This is a genomic window from Massilia niastensis DSM 21313 (genome assembly GCF_000382345.1).
Classification (GTDB): domain Bacteria; phylum Pseudomonadota; class Gammaproteobacteria; order Burkholderiales; family Burkholderiaceae_D; genus Telluria; species Telluria niastensis.
In genome coordinates this window covers 176,156-194,043 of the sequence record NZ_KB908076.1, presented here as the reverse complement: position 1 = coordinate 194,043, position 17,888 = coordinate 176,156, and the positions used below count along the sequence as shown (strand labels likewise).

The 17,888-nt window shown below is 66.0% G+C and carries 23 protein-coding genes and 1 tRNA gene; 13 read left to right on the top strand and 11 right to left on the bottom strand.

Translation table 11 applies throughout. The annotated features are described in order from the left end of the window. Nucleotides 1-230: 230 nt before the first annotated feature. Nucleotides 231-1,016 (bottom strand): competence/damage-inducible protein A, encoded by a 786-nt coding sequence (locus H162_RS0100890; protein WP_020651555.1) that lies wholly within the window; start codon nt 1,014-1,016, stop codon nt 231-233. A gap of 155 nt (nt 1,017-1,171) precedes the next feature. Next, complete coding sequence (locus tag H162_RS0100885; RefSeq protein WP_020651554.1) at nt 1,172-1,990, bottom strand: EI24 domain-containing protein; 819 nt, start codon at nt 1,988-1,990, stop codon at nt 1,172-1,174. 184 nt (nt 1,991-2,174) lie between these two features. Here H162_RS0100885 and H162_RS0100880 point away from each other — a divergent pair, with 184 nt between their 5' ends. The 3 genes from H162_RS0100880 (at nt 2,175) to H162_RS0100870 (ending at nt 3,161) form a co-directional block, all read left to right on the top strand. Beyond that, nucleotides 2,175-2,531, top strand: coding sequence for an FKBP-type peptidyl-prolyl cis-trans isomerase (locus tag H162_RS0100880; RefSeq protein WP_020651553.1), 357 nt, complete (start codon nt 2,175-2,177; stop codon nt 2,529-2,531). Between the two features lie 10 nt (nt 2,532-2,541). Then, complete coding sequence (locus tag H162_RS0100875; RefSeq protein WP_020651552.1) at nt 2,542-2,748, top strand: hypothetical protein; 207 nt, start codon at nt 2,542-2,544, stop codon at nt 2,746-2,748. Between the two features lie 158 nt (nt 2,749-2,906). Beyond that, a complete protein-coding gene (locus H162_RS0100870) occupies nt 2,907-3,161 on the top strand; it encodes an acyl-CoA-binding protein (protein ID WP_020651551.1) in 255 nt (84 codons plus the stop codon). Between the two features lie 67 nt (nt 3,162-3,228). Here the strand turns inward: H162_RS0100870 and H162_RS0100865 are convergent, their stop codons facing one another. Continuing rightward, nucleotides 3,229-3,510 carry a polyhydroxyalkanoic acid system family protein gene (locus H162_RS0100865; protein ID WP_020651550.1) on the bottom strand — a complete coding sequence of 94 codons (282 nt, stop codon included), beginning with the start codon at nt 3,508-3,510 and terminating at the stop codon, nt 3,229-3,231. A gap of 175 nt (nt 3,511-3,685) precedes the next feature. Between H162_RS0100865 and H162_RS29835 the strand changes: the two genes are divergently transcribed. The 5 genes from H162_RS29835 (at nt 3,686) to H162_RS0100840 (ending at nt 8,425) form a co-directional block, all read left to right on the top strand. Beyond that, nucleotides 3,686-5,002: a gluzincin family metallopeptidase gene (locus H162_RS29835; RefSeq protein WP_156885412.1), complete on the top strand. Its 1,317-nt coding sequence runs from the start codon at nt 3,686-3,688 to the stop codon at nt 5,000-5,002. Beyond that, nucleotides 4,999-5,274 (top strand): protealysin inhibitor emfourin, encoded by a 276-nt coding sequence (locus H162_RS0100855; RefSeq protein WP_020651549.1) that lies wholly within the window; start codon nt 4,999-5,001, stop codon nt 5,272-5,274. Before H162_RS29835 ends, H162_RS0100855 begins: the two co-directional genes overlap by 4 nt. Before the next feature lie 163 nt (nt 5,275-5,437). Continuing rightward, on the top strand, nt 5,438-5,761 hold the full coding sequence (gene fdxA / locus H162_RS0100850) for a ferredoxin FdxA (RefSeq protein WP_020651548.1): 324 nt from the start codon (nt 5,438-5,440) through the stop codon (nt 5,759-5,761). Nucleotides 5,762-5,875: 114 nt separating this feature from the next. Continuing rightward, the gene (locus H162_RS0100845) at nt 5,876-6,973 is read left to right on the top strand and encodes an NAD(P)/FAD-dependent oxidoreductase (RefSeq protein ID WP_020651547.1); all 1,098 of its coding nucleotides are present in this window, start codon (nt 5,876-5,878) and stop codon (nt 6,971-6,973) included. Nucleotides 6,974-7,189: 216 nt separating this feature from the next. Further along, nucleotides 7,190-8,425, top strand: a complete 1,236-nt coding sequence (locus H162_RS0100840) for a polyhydroxyalkanoate depolymerase (RefSeq protein ID WP_020651546.1) — start codon at nt 7,190-7,192, stop codon at nt 8,423-8,425. Between the two features lie 152 nt (nt 8,426-8,577). Here H162_RS0100840 and H162_RS0100835 read toward each other — a convergent pair whose 3' ends face one another. Then, nucleotides 8,578-8,928 carry an RcnB family protein gene (locus H162_RS0100835; protein WP_020651545.1) on the bottom strand — a complete coding sequence of 117 codons (351 nt, stop codon included), beginning with the start codon at nt 8,926-8,928 and terminating at the stop codon, nt 8,578-8,580. Between the two features lie 174 nt (nt 8,929-9,102). On the opposite strand from H162_RS0100835, the gene rsxB reads away from it, so the two are divergent. Then, a complete protein-coding gene (rsxB, locus tag H162_RS0100830) occupies nt 9,103-9,783 on the top strand; it encodes an electron transport complex subunit RsxB (RefSeq protein ID WP_020651544.1) in 681 nt (226 codons plus the stop codon). Between the two features lie 7 nt (nt 9,784-9,790). Next, entirely contained in the window at nt 9,791-10,483 is a 693-nt protein-coding gene (nth, locus tag H162_RS0100825) for an endonuclease III (RefSeq protein ID WP_020651543.1), read from the top strand. Here the strand turns inward: nth and H162_RS0100820 are convergent. The 6 genes from H162_RS0100820 to rplU all read right to left on the bottom strand — a co-directional run bounded on the left by H162_RS0100820 (nt 10,462) and on the right by rplU (nt 14,317). Then, nucleotides 10,462-10,839, bottom strand: a complete 378-nt coding sequence (locus H162_RS0100820; RefSeq protein WP_020651542.1) for a nuclear transport factor 2 family protein — start codon at nt 10,837-10,839, stop codon at nt 10,462-10,464. The two genes, nth and H162_RS0100820, sit on opposite strands and share 22 nt — an antisense overlap. Nucleotides 10,840-10,949: 110 nt before the next feature. Then, the gene (gene proB, locus H162_RS0100815; protein ID WP_020651541.1) at nt 10,950-12,068 is read right to left on the bottom strand and encodes a glutamate 5-kinase; all 1,119 of its coding nucleotides are present in this window, start codon (nt 12,066-12,068) and stop codon (nt 10,950-10,952) included. Next, nucleotides 12,065-12,472 carry a hypothetical protein gene (locus H162_RS0100810; protein WP_020651540.1) on the bottom strand — a complete coding sequence of 136 codons (408 nt, stop codon included), beginning with the start codon at nt 12,470-12,472 and terminating at the stop codon, nt 12,065-12,067. Before H162_RS0100810 ends, proB begins: the two co-directional genes overlap by 4 nt. Before the next feature lies 1 nt (nt 12,473). Then, nucleotides 12,474-13,586 (bottom strand): GTPase ObgE, encoded by a 1,113-nt coding sequence (gene obgE / locus H162_RS0100805; protein ID WP_026354078.1) that lies wholly within the window; start codon nt 13,584-13,586, stop codon nt 12,474-12,476. 109 nt (nt 13,587-13,695) lie between these two features. Continuing rightward, nucleotides 13,696-13,968, bottom strand: coding sequence for a 50S ribosomal protein L27 (gene rpmA / locus H162_RS0100800; RefSeq protein WP_026354077.1), 273 nt, complete (start codon nt 13,966-13,968; stop codon nt 13,696-13,698). A 37-nt stretch (nt 13,969-14,005) separates the two neighbouring features. After that, the gene (gene rplU / locus H162_RS33015; protein WP_005668436.1) at nt 14,006-14,317 is read right to left on the bottom strand and encodes a 50S ribosomal protein L21; all 312 of its coding nucleotides are present in this window, start codon (nt 14,315-14,317) and stop codon (nt 14,006-14,008) included. A gap of 272 nt (nt 14,318-14,589) precedes the next feature. Between rplU and ispB the strand changes: the two genes are divergently transcribed. Both ispB and H162_RS0100785 read left to right on the top strand, forming a co-directional pair. Next, on the top strand, nt 14,590-15,579 hold the full coding sequence (ispB, locus tag H162_RS0100790) for an octaprenyl diphosphate synthase (RefSeq protein ID WP_040786029.1): 990 nt from the start codon (nt 14,590-14,592) through the stop codon (nt 15,577-15,579). 53 nt (nt 15,580-15,632) lie between these two features. Next, nucleotides 15,633-15,709 (top strand) — tRNA-Pro (locus H162_RS0100785). 126 nt (nt 15,710-15,835) lie between these two features. Here the strand turns inward: H162_RS0100785 and H162_RS0100780 are convergent. Further along, complete coding sequence (locus H162_RS0100780) at nt 15,836-16,822, bottom strand: AraC family transcriptional regulator (RefSeq protein ID WP_020651535.1); 987 nt, start codon at nt 16,820-16,822, stop codon at nt 15,836-15,838. Nucleotides 16,823-17,168: 346 nt separating this feature from the next. Here H162_RS0100780 and H162_RS0100775 point away from each other — a divergent pair, with 346 nt between their 5' ends. Beyond that, nucleotides 17,169-17,867: a dienelactone hydrolase family protein gene (locus H162_RS0100775; RefSeq protein WP_020651534.1), complete on the top strand. Its 699-nt coding sequence runs from the start codon at nt 17,169-17,171 to the stop codon at nt 17,865-17,867. Nucleotides 17,868-17,888 lie beyond the last annotated feature (21 nt).

Sequence of the window (17,888 nt, the reverse complement as noted above, 5' to 3'; positions counted from 1 at the left end):
TGCAATCCCCGCAACCCTGCTTGCCATCTGTTGCTGCTGGTCCGTTCGAGTGATTGTGCTCATCATTATCGCGCAAAATCGGCAGTGCGACCCCACTCCAGATGGCACCGTTCGTAAGTAACATTCCACCACATCAATACGACACACGCGCGACACGGTTTAACAAATTTGTTTTGCGGGGAATATTTTCGCAAAAAAACAACGTCGGTCTTAACTGGACGACATGTCATTCAACAAAGCCTGTACTCGGCCCCGATCCGGTCCAGCTCGGCGCACATGGCGGCGAACGCCGACTCGACCGCTTCGAGGCTGCCCTTCACCCCGAGCTCGATGTGGCGGCGCGTCTGCGCATCGCCCACGCTCGGCAGGCTGAACACGCGCGCGCCCGCGAACTCGTGCTGCAGCCGTTCCATCAGCGGGGTGAGCGCGGCCTCCGCCTGTCCGTAGACCAGCACGGCGCGCTCGGCGCGCGGCTCGCGGTGGAACAGGTCGGCGTAGCAGTGGTCGAGCACCCAGGCCATCATGGGCCAGGCCATCACCGGGAAGCCGGGCACGAAGTGATGCAGTGCGACGGAAAAGCCGGCGATGCGGTTGTAGGGATTCGGGATCAGGGTGGCGCCCTGCGGGAACTCGGCCATCTTGAAGCGCTGCAGGTTGTCGGGCGCGTCGAAGTCGGGCTCGTGGCCGGCCTCGAGCGCGGTCTCGCGGATGCGCTGCTCGATGTTCAGGCGCCCTTCGGGATGCAGCACCAGCGGCAGCCCGAGCGCGCTTGCTGCGCACTGGCGCGTATGGTCGTCCGGGGTGGCGCCGATGCCGCCGCAGGAAAACACGATGTCGGGTCCGGCGAAGCTGCGGCGCAGGGTGGCGCCCAGGCGCGCGGGATCGTCTCCGACGAACTCGGCCCACGACAGCTGCAGTCCGCGCTCGTCCAGCAGCTCGACCATTTTCGAAAAATGCTTGTCCTGGCGCTTGCCGGACAGGATCTCATCCCCGACGACAATCAGCCCGAATCCCATGCGCAGCTCCCTGTGTGGTGGATGACCCAGTGTGCCACAGCGCGCTCCCGGCCGCTCGCGGCACCCACACCATTAACGCGCGAGTCTCCCCTCAGGTAGACAGCCGTGTCGCATGCGCCACAGGACGGCGCGCGGCGCGCCGATCGGCGCGGCATTTACACCGTCGCCCGCGCCACGCCGTCGCCGCGCAGTTCTTCCAGCGCCTGCAGGCAGTAGTACTGGAACCACAGTCCGGCGAACAGGAAGATCATGATGTACAGCCACAGCGACAGCATGGCCAGCAGGGGAAACAGCACCACCGACAGCACCGCCCCGCCCATCCAGGCGATGCCGGGCAGCGCGCCGGCCAGGCCGGTGGCCAGGCCGATCGCCAGCAGCGCCGTGCGGTGGCGCCGCATGAGGTCCTGGCGCTCGGCCGGGCTGGCGTGCGCGGCCAGCGCGTCGTAGCTCATCACGCGCGAGGTGACCCAGGCCCACAGGCAGGCCTGCACCAGCCAGGCCAGCGGCGGGATCGCGTACAGCGGCAGGGTGAACAGCCACAGCACCGCGAACACGGCCGTGCTGCCGAGGTTGACCGCGACGCTGCCGGCGAAGCTGCCGCCCTCCTTCTTCTCGAGCCTGGGGAACTGGGCGCGGCCCACGTGCTTCTCGATCGCCGGCATCGCCGCCACGCCCATGAACAGCAGGGCCGAGGCGATCATCAGGGGCAGCAGCAGCGCGATCGCCAGCAGCGGCACCACCATCACCTTGAGCATGCCCAGGCCCAGGGTGGCCAGCACGTTGCCGCTGGTCTGGAAGGCGTCGTATTCGGAAAACAGGCCGTGCAGCCAGTCGAGCAGCGGCTGCAGCCCGAGCCACAGCAGCACGCCCCACAGCAGCAGCGACAGCAGCAGCGGCGCCAGCGACAGGACCAGCATGCGGCCGGAGAACTGGGCGCGCAGCGCGCGCCGGTAGGCGGTGGCGACGCCTTTCATGGGCGGGCCCCCGGTGGGCGGCGACGGCAGGCGGCTTGCGGCATGAAAACTCCCGGCTTGTTGGCGATCTTGCCATTTTACGCACTTCAGGCGCGCGAGCCCCTGCCACGGCGACGCGCCCGCATGGCGCTGTCGGGACCCATGCACTACAATCGCCGTTCATCTTGAACAACAAAGGAAGATCATGTCCACCATCACCACTGATTCCGGCCTGCAGTACGAAGACACCGTCGTCGGCTCGGGCGACGAGGCCAAGGCTGGCCAGTACGTCACCGTGCACTACACCGGCTGGCTGCGCAACGACGACGGCAGCACCGGCGCCAAGTTCGATTCGAGCAAGGACCGCAACGACCCGTTCCAGTTCGCGCTGGGCGCCGGCCACGTGATCCGCGGCTGGGACGAAGGCGTGCAAGGCATGAAGGTCGGCGGTTCGCGCCGCCTGACCATCCCGGCCAGCCTCGGCTACGGCGCGCGCGGCGCCGGCGGCGTGATTCCGCCGAACGCCACCCTGATCTTCGACGTCGACCTGCTGGCCGTCTAAGGCAGGCACGATGTCGAAGAAACTGTGGCGCCTGCTGGTGGCGGCCGCCGTGCTGCCGTCCCTGGGCGGGTGCATGGCGGTGGCGGTCGGCGGCGCCGTGGTCGGCGCCGGCGTCAGCGTCGCTTCCACGGCAGTCAGCGCCGGTGCGGCGGTCGGCAAGGGCGCGGTCAGCGTGGCGACGATGCCGTTCCGCGACGACGAGGACGACGACGACTGAGCGCGTCCCGCCTCCGATGGCGCGCCTGCCGGCGCGCCATTCGAGCATCCCTTCTAAAGAGCGGCGCGATTTCCCGTCCGCATCTCCCTCCTGCGCTAAGATGCCTCCGCATTCATGATCGGATAGGCAATCCGGCAACCAACCACACAGGAGTTTCCATGAGCTTGCAGGAACAGTTCACCCAGGCCCAGGCCGATTCGAAGACCTTGTCCGAGCGTCCGGACAACATGACCTTGCTGAAGATCTACGCGCTGTTCAAGCAGGGTTCGAGCGGCGACGCGACCGGCGAGCGTCCCGGCATGACCGACTTCGTCAACCGCGCCAAGTACGACGCCTGGGCGGCCCTGAAAGGCACGTCGCAGGAAGACGCGCAGCAGCAGTACATCGACCTGATCGAGGAACTGAAGGGCTGATCCGGACACACTCCCAGGCCGGCGTCGCGGCACCGGCCGCAGATCGGTGCACTGCACCGATCCGCCCTTACGCGGGGATGAACACCTTGCGCATCTTCTCGACCACCTTGGCCTCGATGCTCGGCGCGAAGGCGCTCATGAAGAAGCCCAGGCGGATGCGCAGCGCCGCGCTCTGCCCCTCCAGGGTCAGCGCCCCGTCCACGCCGCTGCGCTCGAAGCGCAGCACATCGCCGTCCCACTTGCATTCCAGTCCGTATTCGGCAGCGAGACGCTGCGCCACCTGATCGGCCGCCGTGCGCGCCGCCACCGGACCCAGGCCGTGCTGCTGGACGATGCTGATTTCCGCCATCTGGACAATTCCTTCCTAATCGATTGCAAGACAATCCGCAATGATGCCAGTTGGAAGCCGGCTGCGCCAGAGCCCGCGAGCATGAGCGGCTTCGAGCGACATCAATTGATGAGTATCAATGCCTGCCCGGCGCAGCGCGCGACCATGAAGACGCCATCAAGCGTGAGGAGTCGACATGGAACCACATGCCCTGCTGCTGGACGACCCGGACCCGACTGCGGACCCCGCCGCGCAGGTCGAGCCGCCGCCCCTGCCGCATGCCTTCGGCGCCCGTGTGCTGATCTGGAAGCAGGATCCGTCGGTCAAGGAAATCGGCGCCCGCACCGCCTTCCTGCCCGGGGTGGTGCTGGCCGGCCCGCGCGACGCCCGCATCGCGCCCGGCGAGCCGGGCATCGCGGCGGTCGAGCCGAACGCCTTCGGCGACTTCCTCGTCCCGCCCGACACGCCCCAGTTCGATGCGGTGCACACCTTCGCCGTGGTGCGCCAGACCCTGACCATGTACCAGCGCTCCCTGAGCGCCGCGGGCGCAGCCATCCCCCTGCCCTGGCAATGGAACAGCGGCGCCGACACCAGCCCGCTGCGGGTCTTCCCGCACGGCCTGCCGAATGTGATGAACGCCTTCTACAGCCGCGCGCAGGCCTGCCTCAGGTTCGGCGACTTCGTTCCGGGCGGCGACGGCGCGCGGGTCTACACCTGCCGCTCGTTCGACATCGTCGCCCACGAGACCGCGCACGCCGTGCTCGACGGCCTCAAGCCGCGCTGGCTGCTGGCCGACGCCCCGCCCCAGACCGGCGGCCTGCACGAGGCCTTCGGCGACCTGAGCGCGATCTTCCTGGCGCTGGCCCAGCTCGACCAGTGCGAAGCCCTGGTGGCCCAGACCAAGGCGCGGCTGCACGACAAGAGCTTCCTTGCCGACATCGCCGAGCAGTTCGGCCTGGCGCTGGGCTCGGGCGCCGGCCTGCGCAATGCCGACAACGACCTGACCCTGTCCCAGGCCGGCACCCAGGTGCACGCGATCTCGCGGGTGTTCACCGGCGCCGTGTACGACGTGCTGGCCGACGTGTTCGCCTACGAACGCGATCCCGAACGCGAAGACGACGCCGCCGTGCTGCACCGGGTCGCCGCCTACCTGGGCGGCGTGCTGCTGCGCGCCCTGGTGGCCGCGCCGGACAGCGCGGCCACCTATGCCGACGTGGTCAACGAGATGCTGCGCATCGTCGGCGCCGACGGCAGGCCGCCGGCCTACGGCGGCTTCATCCGCAACCAGTTCAGCCGGCGCGAGGTGGTCGAGGCGGGCAGCGGCAACGCCGCCAGCCTGCCGGGCGTGCGGCTGGCGGCGCGCGTCTGCGACGCCCCCGGCGCGCGCCAGGACCGCAGCGCCTGCTGCGGCACCATGCAGCTGCCCGAATACCGGCACGCCGCACGCCTGCCCGCCGGCGAGGCCGCCGCTGCCGGCGCGGTCGTCGGCGCGGTCGCGGGCGCCGCCCCATGAAGATCAGTGCGCGCGCCTGCGGCGGCTTCGCCGGCGTGGCCGAATCCTACGACCTCGATACCGCCGGCCGGGCCGACGGCGCGGCGCTCGAGGCGCTCCTGCGACGCCTCGATTTCTTCGCCGCCGCGCCCTCCTGCCCGCTCGGCGCCGACCTGCCGCGCTGGGAAATCACGGTCCGGGACGGGGCGCGCTGCCACACCGTTTTCCTGCGCGAGGATGGCAGCGGCGGCGACTGGCAGGCCCTGCTCGACGGGCTGCGCCGGAGCGCCTGAAGCACGGCCGTACGGCTTTTCCCCGCATTTGCTTATGTATATTGTGTATTAAGGCAAATTTGAAGGAAAACCCGAATTGCCCTAAAATACAGTGCTTTGCCATGTCCGGCCGGCCCACTCAGCGCCCGGCGACGCGACATCCCCACCAATTGATAGGATTGTTATGACCCACGTTGTCACCGAATCGTGCATCCGCTGTCGTTACACCGATTGCGTCGATGTATGCCCGGTAGATTGTTTCCGGGAAGGCCCGAATTTCCTCGCCATCGATCCCGACGAGTGCATCGACTGCGCCGTCTGCGTGGCCGAATGCCCGGTGAATGCGATCTATGCCGAGGAAGACGTGCCTGGCGACCAACAGCAATTCATCAAGCTCAACGTCGAACTGGCACGTTCCTGGCCATCGATCACCAAGACCAAGCCGGCCCTGCCCGACGCGGAAGAATGGAAAGACGTCAAGAGCAAACTCGACCAACTGGCCCGCTGACGCGGGCTGGCGCCGGAGCCCTCCACCTCCGGTCCGGCGCCAGCAGGGTGTCGCCATCGATGGCAGTCTGGCTGCCATCGCCCCCTCCCACAAAAAATCACAGGAAGTAAGCGCATGACTATCAGTGCCACCCACGAAGCGGGCAGCATCGCTCCCAACAGTTCGTTCGCCGGCGCCATCGAAGCGGACGCCGTGATCATCGGCGCCGGCCCGGTTGGCCTGTTCCAGGTGTTCGAACTCGGCCTTCTCGAAATCAAAGCCCACGTCATCGACTCGCTGCCGGCCGTCGGCGGCCAGTGCGTGGAACTGTACCCGGACAAGCCGATCTACGACATCCCGGCCGTGCCGGTGTGCACCGGCCAGGAACTGACCGACAACCTGCTCAAGCAGATCGAGCCGTTCGAGCCGACCTTCCACCTGGGCCAGGAAGTCACCACCGTCCAGCGCCGCGAAGACGGCCGCTTCAACGTCGAGACCTCGACCGGCACCCGCTTCATCACCAAGACCATCTTCATCGCCGCCGGCGTGGGCTCGTTCCAGGCGCGCACGATCAAGGTCGAAGGCATCGAGAAGTTCGAGAACAGCCAGCTGTTCTACCGCGTCAAGGATCCGGCCCTGTTCGAAGGCAAGAACCTGGTCATCTGCGGCGGCGGCGACTCCGCCCTGGACTGGGCCCTGAACTTCGTCGGCAAGGCCGAGTCGGTCGTGCTGCTGCACCGCCGCGAGGACTTCCGCGCCGCCCCAGCCTCGGTCGCCAAGATGAAGGCCCTGTGCGACGAATACGAGATGCAGCTGATCATCGGCCAGGTCACCGGCTTCGACGAAAAGGACGGCAAGCTGAGCGAAGTGAAGGTCACCGGCCAGGACGGCGTGACCCGCCGCGTCCCGCTCGACATGCTGATGGTGTTCTTCGGCCTGTCGCCGAAGCTCGGCCCGATCGCCGAGTGGGGCCTGGACATCGAGCGCCGCCAGCTCAAGGTCGTGGATACCGAGAAATTCGAAACCAACGTGCCGGGCATCTTCGCCGTGGGTGACATCAACACCTACCCGGGCAAGAAGAAGCTGATCCTGTCGGGCTTCCACGAAGCCGCGCTGGCCGCCTTCGGCGCCGCGCCGTACATCTTCCCGGACAAGAAAATCCACATGCAGTACACGACGACCTCGCCGAAGCTGCACAAGATCCTCGGCGTCGAGACTCCGGTTTTCGACTAACTGTTACATGCGCGCAAAGAAAAAGCCCCGCCAGCCGGGGCTTTTTCTTTTATGTGGTGCGTTTCACCAACGGCCGCAGATGAATATGCTAAAAGTGACACATGCAGAAGGGAGAGGACGGCAGCCGTTTCCGCAGGCCAATCCGAATTGCCCTATAATTGACTTTAAGTGACGCGCAAACGATTGCGGCGCGAACTGTCTACAAAGGAATTACCTATGCTTTACCAACTGCACGAGATGCAACGATCCTTCCTGACCCCGCTCATGCAGTGGGCCGATGCGTCTTCGAAACTCTTTTCCAATCCAGTCTCGCCCTTCGCTCACACCCCTTTCGCGCAACGTATCGCCGCCGGCTACGAACTGATGTACCGGCTCGGCAAGGATTACGAGAAGCCTGAATTCGGGATCGACACGGTCCCGGTCGACGGCGCAGACGTCGCCATCATCGAGCGCACCGTCCTCAACAAACCCTTCTGCAGGCTCCGGCATTTCAAGAAAGACATGCCCGACAGCGCCTTCGAAGCGCTGAACCAGCCCAAGGTGCTGGTGGTGGCGCCGCTCTCGGGCCACCATTCGACCCTGCTGCGCGACACCGTGCGCGCGCTGCTGGTCGAGCACGACGTGTACATCACCGACTGGACCGATGCGCGCATGGTGCCGCTGTCGGCCGGCCCCTTCCACCTCGACGACTACGTCTTCTACGTGCAGGATTTCATCCGCCATCTCGGCCCGGACGTGCACGTGATCTCGGTGTGCCAGCCGACCGTGCCGGTGCTGGCGGCGATCTCGCTGATGGCCTCCAACAACGATCCGAAGCTGCCCAAGTCGATGACCATGATGGGCGGCCCGATCGACCCGCGCAAGTCGCCGACGGCGGTCAACGACCTGGCGGTCGAAAAGCCGTTCTCGTGGTTCGAGAACACCGTGATCTACTCGGTGCCGGGCAACTACCCGGGCTTCGGCCGCAAGGTCTATCCGGGCTTCCTGCAGCACGCCGGCTTCATCGCGATGAACCCGGGCCGCCACGCGCAGAGCCACCGCGAGTTCTACCAGCACCTGGTGCAGGGCGACGACGATTCGGCCGAGGCGCACCGCCAGTTCTACGACGAGTACAACGCCGTGCTGGACATGCCGGCCGAGTACTACCTGGACACGATCAAGACCGTGTTCCAGGAAACCCGTTTGCCGAAGGGCACCTGGGAAGTGGGCGGCCAGCTGGTGCGTCCCCAGGACATCAAGACGGTGGCGCTGATGACGGTCGAGGGCGAGCTGGACGACATCTCCGGCCTGGGCCAGACCCGCGCCGCGCACGACCTGTGTTCCGGCATCCCGCCCGAGATGCACCGCGAGTTCATGGCCCCGAAAGCCGGTCACTACGGCATCTTCTCGGGCCGCCGCTGGCGCGAGATCATCTGCCCGAAGATTGGCGAGTTCATTCGCGAACATCGTTGATCGGGTGGTTAACGGAAAAATGCCGCGGGGTGCCGCGGCATTTTTTTTGCGCTAGTGGCGCGCGACGAACCTGGGGGCAATGCCAGGGGCATTGTCCCCGCCTTCGCAGGGATCCAGGTATGCCGGCGCAGTGCCAGTCCAACCCGAACGACTCACCTCCCCGCCAGCACCTCCACCACCGCCCCCGTCGCAATCGCCACCAGCGCATAACTACGCCCCGCCTGCACCCACTGGTGCCCGCGCGGCGGCGCATCGAGCCTGAGCGCACGCCAGTTCTCGATCACGTATTGATGGGCACGGTAACGCGGTGGCAATTGTTCCCCGCGCCGCACGGTGCCGCTTGCCTCGACGCTCCGGTAGGCCGGCGCGCTGGACCGCTTCACCCGCTCGTCACGCAGTTCCGTGCGCGAACTATCCACAAGTTGCGGGCGTTGCTGCGCCTGCGCCCGCGGCCCGCCCGCCAGGAGCGCGGCGAGCAAGACTGGTACGATCAACTCGTTCATCCCTAAGCCCTCCCCTGACCAACCCCTACTACAGCACCGCGGCGGCGCCCTGTCTGTTAGCTCGGACACCTTGTACGTGCATATAATGCCTGCGTCTTGCGCGCTTCGGGAAGGCATCTTCGCTTCAGTTGCATTTTTGGCGGATAATGTCGGCTTTACCAGTTTCTTGCAGCCGTGACCAAGACCCTCGCCGACCAGATCGAAGACCTGCTGCCGCAAACGCAATGCACCAAGTGCGGCTACCCCGCGTGCCGTCCGTATGCGGAAGCGATCGCGCGCGGCGAGGCCGGGATCAACCAGTGCCCGCCCGGCGGCATGGAAGGCGTGCGCCGCCTGGCCAGCCTCACCGGACGCCCGGTGATCCCGATCAACCCCGCCAACGGCGTCGAGCGTCCACGGCCGGTCGCCTTCATCGACGAATCCCTCTGCATCGGTTGCACCCTGTGCATCCAGGCTTGCCCGGTGGACGCGATCGTTGGCGCCGCCAAACAGATGCACACCATGGTCCCGAGCCTGTGCACGGGCTGCGACCTGTGCGTGGCGCCTTGTCCCGTGGACTGCATCGCGATGATCCCGGTTACCGGCGACCTGACCGGGTGGGCCGCCTGGTCGCAGGAAGCCGCCGACGCCGCCCGCGCGCGCCATGATTTCCGCAACGAGCGCCTGCGCCGCGAACGCGAGGAAAACGAGGCGCGCCTGGCCGCCAAGGCGGTGGAAAAAATGCGCGCCGTCACCGCCGAAGCCGCGAATACCCCAGAAGAACTGGCCGAGAAGGAACGCAAGCGCGCGATCATCGCCGCCGCCATGGAACGGGCGCGCCAGAAGGCCGCCGGCAATCCGCCAGACAAGACCTGATGTCCCGATGAATCCAGCCAAACGCCTCGCCATCTTCACGCGCTTTCGCGCCGCCAATCCGAAGCCGACCACCGAACTCGAATTCACCACGCCCTTCGAGCTCCTGATCGCGGTGCTGCTCTCGGCCCAGTCCACCGACGTCGGCGTGAACAAGGCCACGCGCCGCCTGTACCCGGTCGCCAACACGCCGCAGGCCATCCTCGACATGGGGCTGGACGAACTCAAGACCTATATCTCGACCATCGGCCTGTACAACAACAAGGCGAAGAACGTGATCGCCACCTGCCAGATCCTGGTGGAACAGTACGGCGGCGAGGTGCCGCATTCGCGCGAGGCGCTCGAGGCGCTGCCCGGCGTGGGCCGCAAGACCGCCAACGTGGTGCTGAATACCGCCTTCGGCGAACCGACCATGGCGGTCGATACCCACATCTTCCGGGTCGCCAACCGGACCAGGATCGCGCCCGGCAAGAACGTCGACATCGTCGAACAGAAACTATTGAAATTCGTGCCGAAGGATTTCCTGCACGACGCCCACCACTGGCTGATCCTGCATGGCCGCTACACCTGCGTGGCGCGCAAGCCCAGGTGCTGGAATTGCCTGATCGCCGACCTGTGCGAGTTCCGCGAGAAAACACCGGCGCCCGAAGGCGTGCTCGATCCCGCCGTCCAGGCCGCGGTTCAGGCGGCCGGGCTGGGGTAAAGGCGCTTGTCGCCGGCGGCGAACGAGGCGCGCACGATGCGTCCCTCGCTCACTTCGTACACGCACAGCATCTCCAGCGTGCCCTGGCCTTCCGGGAAATTGCGCGTCACCAGTTCCAGGTCGGTCACGAAGTTGCCCAGCACGGTGCGCGACAACAGGCGCGCATGCAGGTCCGGCTCCTGGAAACGTTCCAGGAAGCGCGGGCGCATCTGCTCATGTCCCTGCGCCAGCAGGGCGCCGTGCAGCGCGAACTGCTGCGCGTCCGGCGCATAGGTGTCCATCAGGGCGTCGATATCCCTTGCGTTGTAGGCGTCGAGCTGGGCCTGGACGGTGGCGAGCGGGGAGCGTGTCGTCATGCTTATGGTTCAATGGCGGATTGACATACGTAGGGTTGACAGCTTCGCTGCCCACGCGGATCGGGGATCTCGCGGATAACCATCAGCGCGTGGGCGAGAAGACCCGCCCCCTACAGCAGGACCATATTGTCGCGATGCACCAGCTCCGGCCCTTCGACATAGCCGAGGATGCCCTCGATGTCGGCCGACGAGCGGCGCATGATGCGGCGCACTTCGCTGCTCGCATAATTGGTCAGCCCGCGCGCCAGCGGCTTGCCGTGTTCGTCGACGCAGGTGATCACCTGGCCGCGCCCGAATTCGCCGTTCACCGCGATCACGCCGATCGGCAGCAGCGACTTGCCTTCGCGCGTCAGCTTCTGCGCCGCGCCGCCGTCGATCACGACTTCGCCGGTGGTGTGCAGGTGGTCGACCATCCACTGGCGGCGCGCGGTCAGGCGCGGGGTGGCGGCGGTGAGCTGGGTGCCGATCCCCTCGCCGGCGGCCAGGCGGGTCAGCACGTCCGGCTCGCGGCCCCAGGCGATCACGGTATGCGCGCCGGAACGGGCCGCGCGGCGCGCCGCCAGCACCTTGGTCAGCATGCCGCCGCGGCCGATGCTGCTGCCGGCGCCGCCGGCCATCGCTTCCAGGGTCGGGTCGCCCGCCTGCGCCTCGGCGATCAGGCGCGCCTGCGGGTCCTTGCGCGGATCGGCGGAGAACAGCCCGCGCTGGTCGGTCAGGATCACCAGCACGTCGGCCTCGATCAGGTTCGCCACCAGGGCGCCGAGGGTGTCGTTGTCGCCGAACTTGATTTCGTCGGTGACCACGGTGTCGTTCTCGTTGATGATCGGCACCACGCCCAGGCGCAGCAGGGTGGTCAGGGTCGAGCGCGCGTTCAGGTAGCGTTCGCGGTCGGCCAGGTCGGCATGGGTCAGCAGCACCTGGGCGGTCTTGATGCCGTGGGTGCGGAAGCTGGTTTCATAGATTTGCGCCAGTCCCATCTGCCCCACGGCCGCACAGGCCTGGAGTTCATGGATGTCGGTCGGGCGTCCACCGAAACCGAGGCGCAGCATGCCCTCGGCGATGGCGCCCGAGCTGACCAGCAGGACGTCCTTGCCGAGTGCGCGCAGCGCGGCGATCTGGGAGGCCCAGCGGGCGATGGCCTGGTGGTCGAGTCCCTGCCCCTCGTTGGTGACGAGCGAGGAACCGACCTTGACGATGATGCGGGAGGCTTGTTGGAGTACGGAGTTCATGGCGACAGGATTTTCCCTCGCGGCCGCAACGCCAGCAGGGAAAGTCCTGCCAGCAGTTCAACCGCGCAGACGACAAATAATACCCCTGTCGGCAGGCCAATCGCGAAAGCCGCGACAAGTCGGCCAGCCGGCTGGGCCAGGAGGAACAATGCAGTGAGGTCGCCGAGGACGGGCTGGTCGCCCTGCCTGGCCGCCAACAGAGCCAGCCCCGCGGTGGCGAGGCGGACTCCGACGTAGATCGCGTAGAACTGGCTGTAGCCGTTCACGCCGACGAGAAACAGACCCATCGCGGTGGCGATGCGGTCGGGGTCGAGCATGGCCGCAAGCGCGGCCAGGGAGCTGGCCGTCGCGACCAGCTGCAGCAGCTGGCCGCGCAGCCGGGCGCGATTGAGCGCTGCTGCCAACTCAGTCTTCAAGGATCTTGAAGCGCGGATCGGCAGGATCGATCGACGCGATGCCGCGCGCTTCCTCGGTCATCTGGGTCTCTTCGGCGCGGTGCTCGGTATGGCGCTTCTCTTCGAGGTGCAGGTAGATCGCATTGACCAGGTCCTGGCAGCCTTCGCGGTTCAGGGCCGAGATCTCGAACACCGGGCCCTTCCAGGCCATGCGCTTGACGAAGTCCTTGACGCGCTTCTTGCGCTCGGCCTCGTCCAGCACGTCGAGCTTGTTCAGCACCAGCCAGCGCGGCTTGTCGACCAGTTCGGCGTCGTACTTCTCGAGTTCCTTGACCAGGGCCTTGGCTTCCTTGACCGGATCGACATTGGTCTCGAACGGCGCCAGGTCGACGATGTGCAGCAGCAGACCGGTGCGCGACAGGTGGCGCAGGAACTGGTGGCCAAGGCCCGCGCCTTCGGCCGCGCCCTCGATCAGGCCCGGGATGTCGGCGATCACGAAGCTCTTTTCGTGCGACACGCGGACCACGCCCAGGTTCGGGTGCAGGGTCGTGAACGGGTAGTCGGCGATCTTCGGGCGCGCGTTCGAGACGGCCGTGATGAAGGTCGACTTGCCGGCGTTCGGCATGCCCAGCAGGCCGACATCGGCCAGCACCTTCAGCTCCAGGCGCAGGGTGCGGCGCTCGCCTTCCTTGCCTTCGGTCTTCTGGCGCGGCGCGCGGTTGGTCGAGGTCTTGAAATGGATGTTGCCCCAGCCGCCCTCGCCGCCCTTGGCGAGCAGTTCGGTCTGGCCGTGCTCGGTCAGGTCGGCGACGATCTCGCCGTTGACGTCATCGACGATCAGGGTCCCCACCGGCATGCGCATGTAGACGTCTTCGGCGCCCTTGCCGTAGCAATCGGAGCCGCGTCCCGGTTCGCCGTTCTTGGCGTTGTGGACCTTGGAGTAGCGGAAGTCGACCAGTGTATTGACGTTGCGATCTGCAACCACCCAGATCGAGCCGCCCTTGCCGCCGTCGCCGCCGTCGGGACCGCCGAAGGGACGGAACTTCTCGCGACGGAACGAGGCGCACCCGTTGCCGCCGTCGCCAGCGATGACTTCAATTCTTGCTTCGTCGATAAACTTCATGATGACCGCCAAAAAACTAAAAAGGCCCTACCTTGGGCAGAGCCTTTCGATGGAAGGCTTGCGCCTTACAAAGAGCGCCGCATGCGCGGCGCGTGCGTGACCTAATAAATTAGGCTGCGACTGCTTCGTCAGCAACGACGGTCACGTACTGCTTCGAACCGACGCCTTGCTTGACGAACTTGACCTTGCCGTCCACCAGGGCGAACAGGGTGTGGTCCTTGCCGGTACCGACGTTGGCGCCTGCGCGCACCGGGGTACCACGCTGGCGGATGATGATGCCGCCGGCGTTGATCGCCTGGCCGCCATACACCTTCACGCCGAGGCGTTTGCTTTCTGAGTCACGGCCGTTGCGTGTAGTGCCGCCGCCTTTTTTGTGTGCCATTTAATGCTCCTTGATGACTTGGGTTACCGGACGGTGATTAGCCGTTGATCGAAACGATCTGGATTTCGGTGAAGTTCTGGCGATGGCCCTGACGCTTCTGGTAGTGCTTACGACGGCGCATCTTGAAGATACGGACCTTGTCGTGACGACCATGCGAAACCACTTTCACCAGCACCGTCGCACCTTCGACCAGCGGAGCACCAAACTTGATGCTGTCGCCCGCGCCAACGGCGAGGACCTGATCGATCGTGAGTTCGGAACCAATGTCTGCCGGTATCTGTTCTACTTTGAGTTTTTCGCCAGCGACAACTTTATATTGCTTGCCACCGGTTTTTATGACCGCGTACATGATTGAAACCTCATCAAATGTTAAAAGAATCCCAACGGCGCAAGAGCGCTGGACTGTTCGAATGCCGGGGAACAGGGGATTATACATGGATCGCTACCATGCGTCAAAACGCAGTACGGATCAGTGTGGCGCGTCGCGCCTGCCCAACGGCGGCCGCCCTTCCCTGCGGGCTGCCGCCGGAACACCGGCTTAGTTCTAGGCAGGACGAGTACTGCTTGCATGTCGTATAATCGCGGCACTTGATAAAACTCACTGTTTATTGCAGGTTCGCCTTGTCAGCCGCTATCCCACACGCACAACAGAATTCCATCACCCATTCGATCGCCACCGACATGGAGGCCGTCAACCAGGTGATCCGACAGCGGTTGCACTCGGAAGTCAGCCTGGTGAGCCAGGTCTCCGAGTACATCATCAGCGCCGGAGGCAAGCGGATCCGTCCGGTGCTGGTGCTGCTGCTGGCGAACGCCTACGGCTACCGCGGCGCCGGCCACCACGAGCTGGCGGCGCTGATCGAATTCATCCACACCGCCACCCTGCTGCACGACGACGTGGTCGATGAATCCTCGATGCGGCGCGGGCGCCAGACCGCCAACGCCCTGTTCGGCAACGCGGCCTCGGTGCTGGTCGGCGACTTCCTGTACACGCGCTCGTTCCAGATGATGGTCGGCCTGGACGACATGCGCATCATGCGCATCCTGTCCGACGCCACCAACGTGATCGCGGAAGGCGAAGTGCTGCAGCTGCTGAACATGCACGATCCGGACGTGACCGAAGCGAGCTACCTGAATGTGATCCGTTCCAAGACCGCCAAGCTGTTCGAGGCGGCGGCCGAACTGGGCGCGCTGGTGGCGGGCGCCAGCGATGCGCAGATCGCGGCGGCCGGCGAATACGGCCGCTCGCTGGGCACGGCCTTCCAGCTGATCGACGACGTGCTCGACTACGCGGGCGACGCCGCCGAAATCGGCAAGAACCTGGGCGACGACCTGCGCGAAGGCAAACCGACCCTGCCGCTGATCTGGCTGATGGAACACGGCACCCCGGAGCAGCGCGAACTGGTGCGCACCTGCATCGAACAGGGCGACGAACAGCACTTCGACGCGGTGCTGGCGGCGGTCACCTCGAGCGGCGCGCTGGCCTACACCCGCGAACAGGCCGAGCAGGCGGCGCAGCGCGCGTCCGACGCCATCGCCGACCTGCCGGACAACGAATACAAGTCCAGCCTGCTCCAGCTCTGCAGTTTCGCTGTTGACAGGAACCACTAACGCAAATTATAGTAATGCCTTCCCGAGATGTCGGAAACGACATCTCAAACAGTCGGGGTGTAGCTTAGCCCGGTAGAGCGCTACGTTCGGGACGTAGAGGCCGGAGGTTCGAATCCTCTCACCCCGACCACGAATTCCAAAAGCCGGATCAGGCATCAGCCGATCCGGCTTTTTCCATTTCTTCGAGGCCTGCCCCTGGGCATCTCGACACACCGGCCATGAAGCCCCAGCCTGGCGCCGAGATGCCGCGTCGCGGCTACATGGGCTGACGCATCCTGCTGGGCGTCCTGCCGAACCAGCGCAGGCAGGACCGGGTCAGCACCGACTGGTCGGAAAAGCCGAGCAGCCCGGCCAGCTGGGCCAGCGGGATGCGCGTCTCGCTCAGGTAATGCAGCGCGAACTGGCGCCGCACCTCGTCGCGCAGGTCTTCGAAATGCACGCCTTCCTGCGCCAACCGGCGCTGCAGGGTGCGCGGGTGCAGGAACAGGAGTCCGGCAATGGCCGCCTTGTCGCCCCGGTTGCTGCTCAGGGTCGTCCCCAGCGCCCGGCGCACCCGGTCCGCCGTCGACAGGTTCGGGTCGCCATACAGCCGGCCCAGGTAATCCAGCGCGATGTCGCGCAGCGCCGTATCGGCGTTCGCGAGCGAGCTGGTGAGCGTGGCTGGCGTGAGCAGCAGGGCGCCATGCTCATGCTCCGCATCGACCGGCGCGCCGAAGAAGCGCCGGTAGACCCGGAGGTCGGCCAGCGGCTTGTGCGGCAGCGTGACCGCCAGCAGCTGGTAGCTGCTGCCAGCAATGAACTGCACGATGCGGTGCGTGATGCCCAGGCTCTGGTCCAGGGTCTGGCGCCGTACCGGGGTGTGCGGCAGCACGATCTCCATGCGCAGCTCGACCGCGGAGCCGGCCTCGACCATGCTCAGCTGGATCGCGGGACTGTGCGCGAACAGGTAACGCGACGCCGTCAGGACCGCTTCGCGCACGTTCGCCGCATGCTGCATGGCCACCGCCAGCGGCCCCAGGATGCGGATGTCCTGGCTGGCGGCGAGCCGCAACCCGAAGTCCGGGCACGCCGTCACTGCCGCGCTCTCCTCCATCAGCGCGGCGACGGCGTGCAGCGGCATCATCGCTTCCTCGTCCTGCCCCAGGTCCGCCGGCAAGCCATGCCGTGCCAGGAGCGGCAAGGGGTCGACGCCGAGGCTGCGCATCAGCTCGGAATATCCCCTGGCGCCGGAAGAACGGACCATTGCATGCATGTCCCGTAAAGTAAAACATTTGTCTCGTCATATCAAGAATGCCGGCGCAGGGCTCCCTAGAATGCGGGTTCTGACAAGGAGCAAGCAATGACCTGCAATCAAGACAAACCTTATCGCAGCTTTCTGGGAATGTGGCGGGCGGACAGGCCGGCCCCCTCCTCCGGCCAGGGCGGCAGTCCCGCGCATGCCGGGGCGGCCGATGTTGCGCATCTGGCGGCATGCGCCTTTTGCGGCTTTTCCAATCCGGCACAAGGACCTATGATGCAAAGCTGACACGGCCGGCCGCGCCGGCCGCCTGCCGCACCAGGTTCTTACTCCACATCAAGAAAGGAAGACCATGTCCGAGAAACTCACTGTCCAGACGCCTGACGGCAGCTTCGACTGCTACGTTGCCCGCCCCGCCGCGCCCGGTCCGCATCCGGTCCTGATCGTGATCCAGGAAATCTTCGGCGTGAACGCCGGCATCCGCTCGATCGCCGACGACTATGCCCGCAAAGGCTATATCGCGGTCTGCCCCGACCTGTTCTGGCGCACCGAGCCGGGACTGTCGATGTCGGAAGCGAAGGAAGGCGACTGGGCCAAGGGCATCGCCCTGTACCAGGCCTATGACGTCGACCGGGGTGTGCAGGACATCGCCGCCGCCATCAGCGCGGTGCGCACCATGGACGACGCCAGCGGCAAGGTCGGCGTCACCGGCTACTGCCTGGGCGGCCTGATGACCTTCCTGAGCGCCGCGCGCACCGATGCCGACGCCTTCGCGGCCTACTACGGCGGCGGCACCGACAAGTACGTGGACGAGGCGGAGAATATCGGCGCCCCCCTGCTCTACCACCTGGCGGGCGAGGACGAATACATCGACAAGGCGGCGCAGGCGAAGATCACCGGCGCCCTGGCCGGCAAGGAGAACGTCGAGGTCTACACCTACCCGGGCCGCAATCATGCCTTCGCCCGTCCGGGCGGCAACCACTACGACGATGCCGACGCGCGCCTGGCCAACGGCCGCACCGACGCGTTCTTCGCGCGCACGCTGCGCTGATTCCGCCTGGCCCGTCGCTTC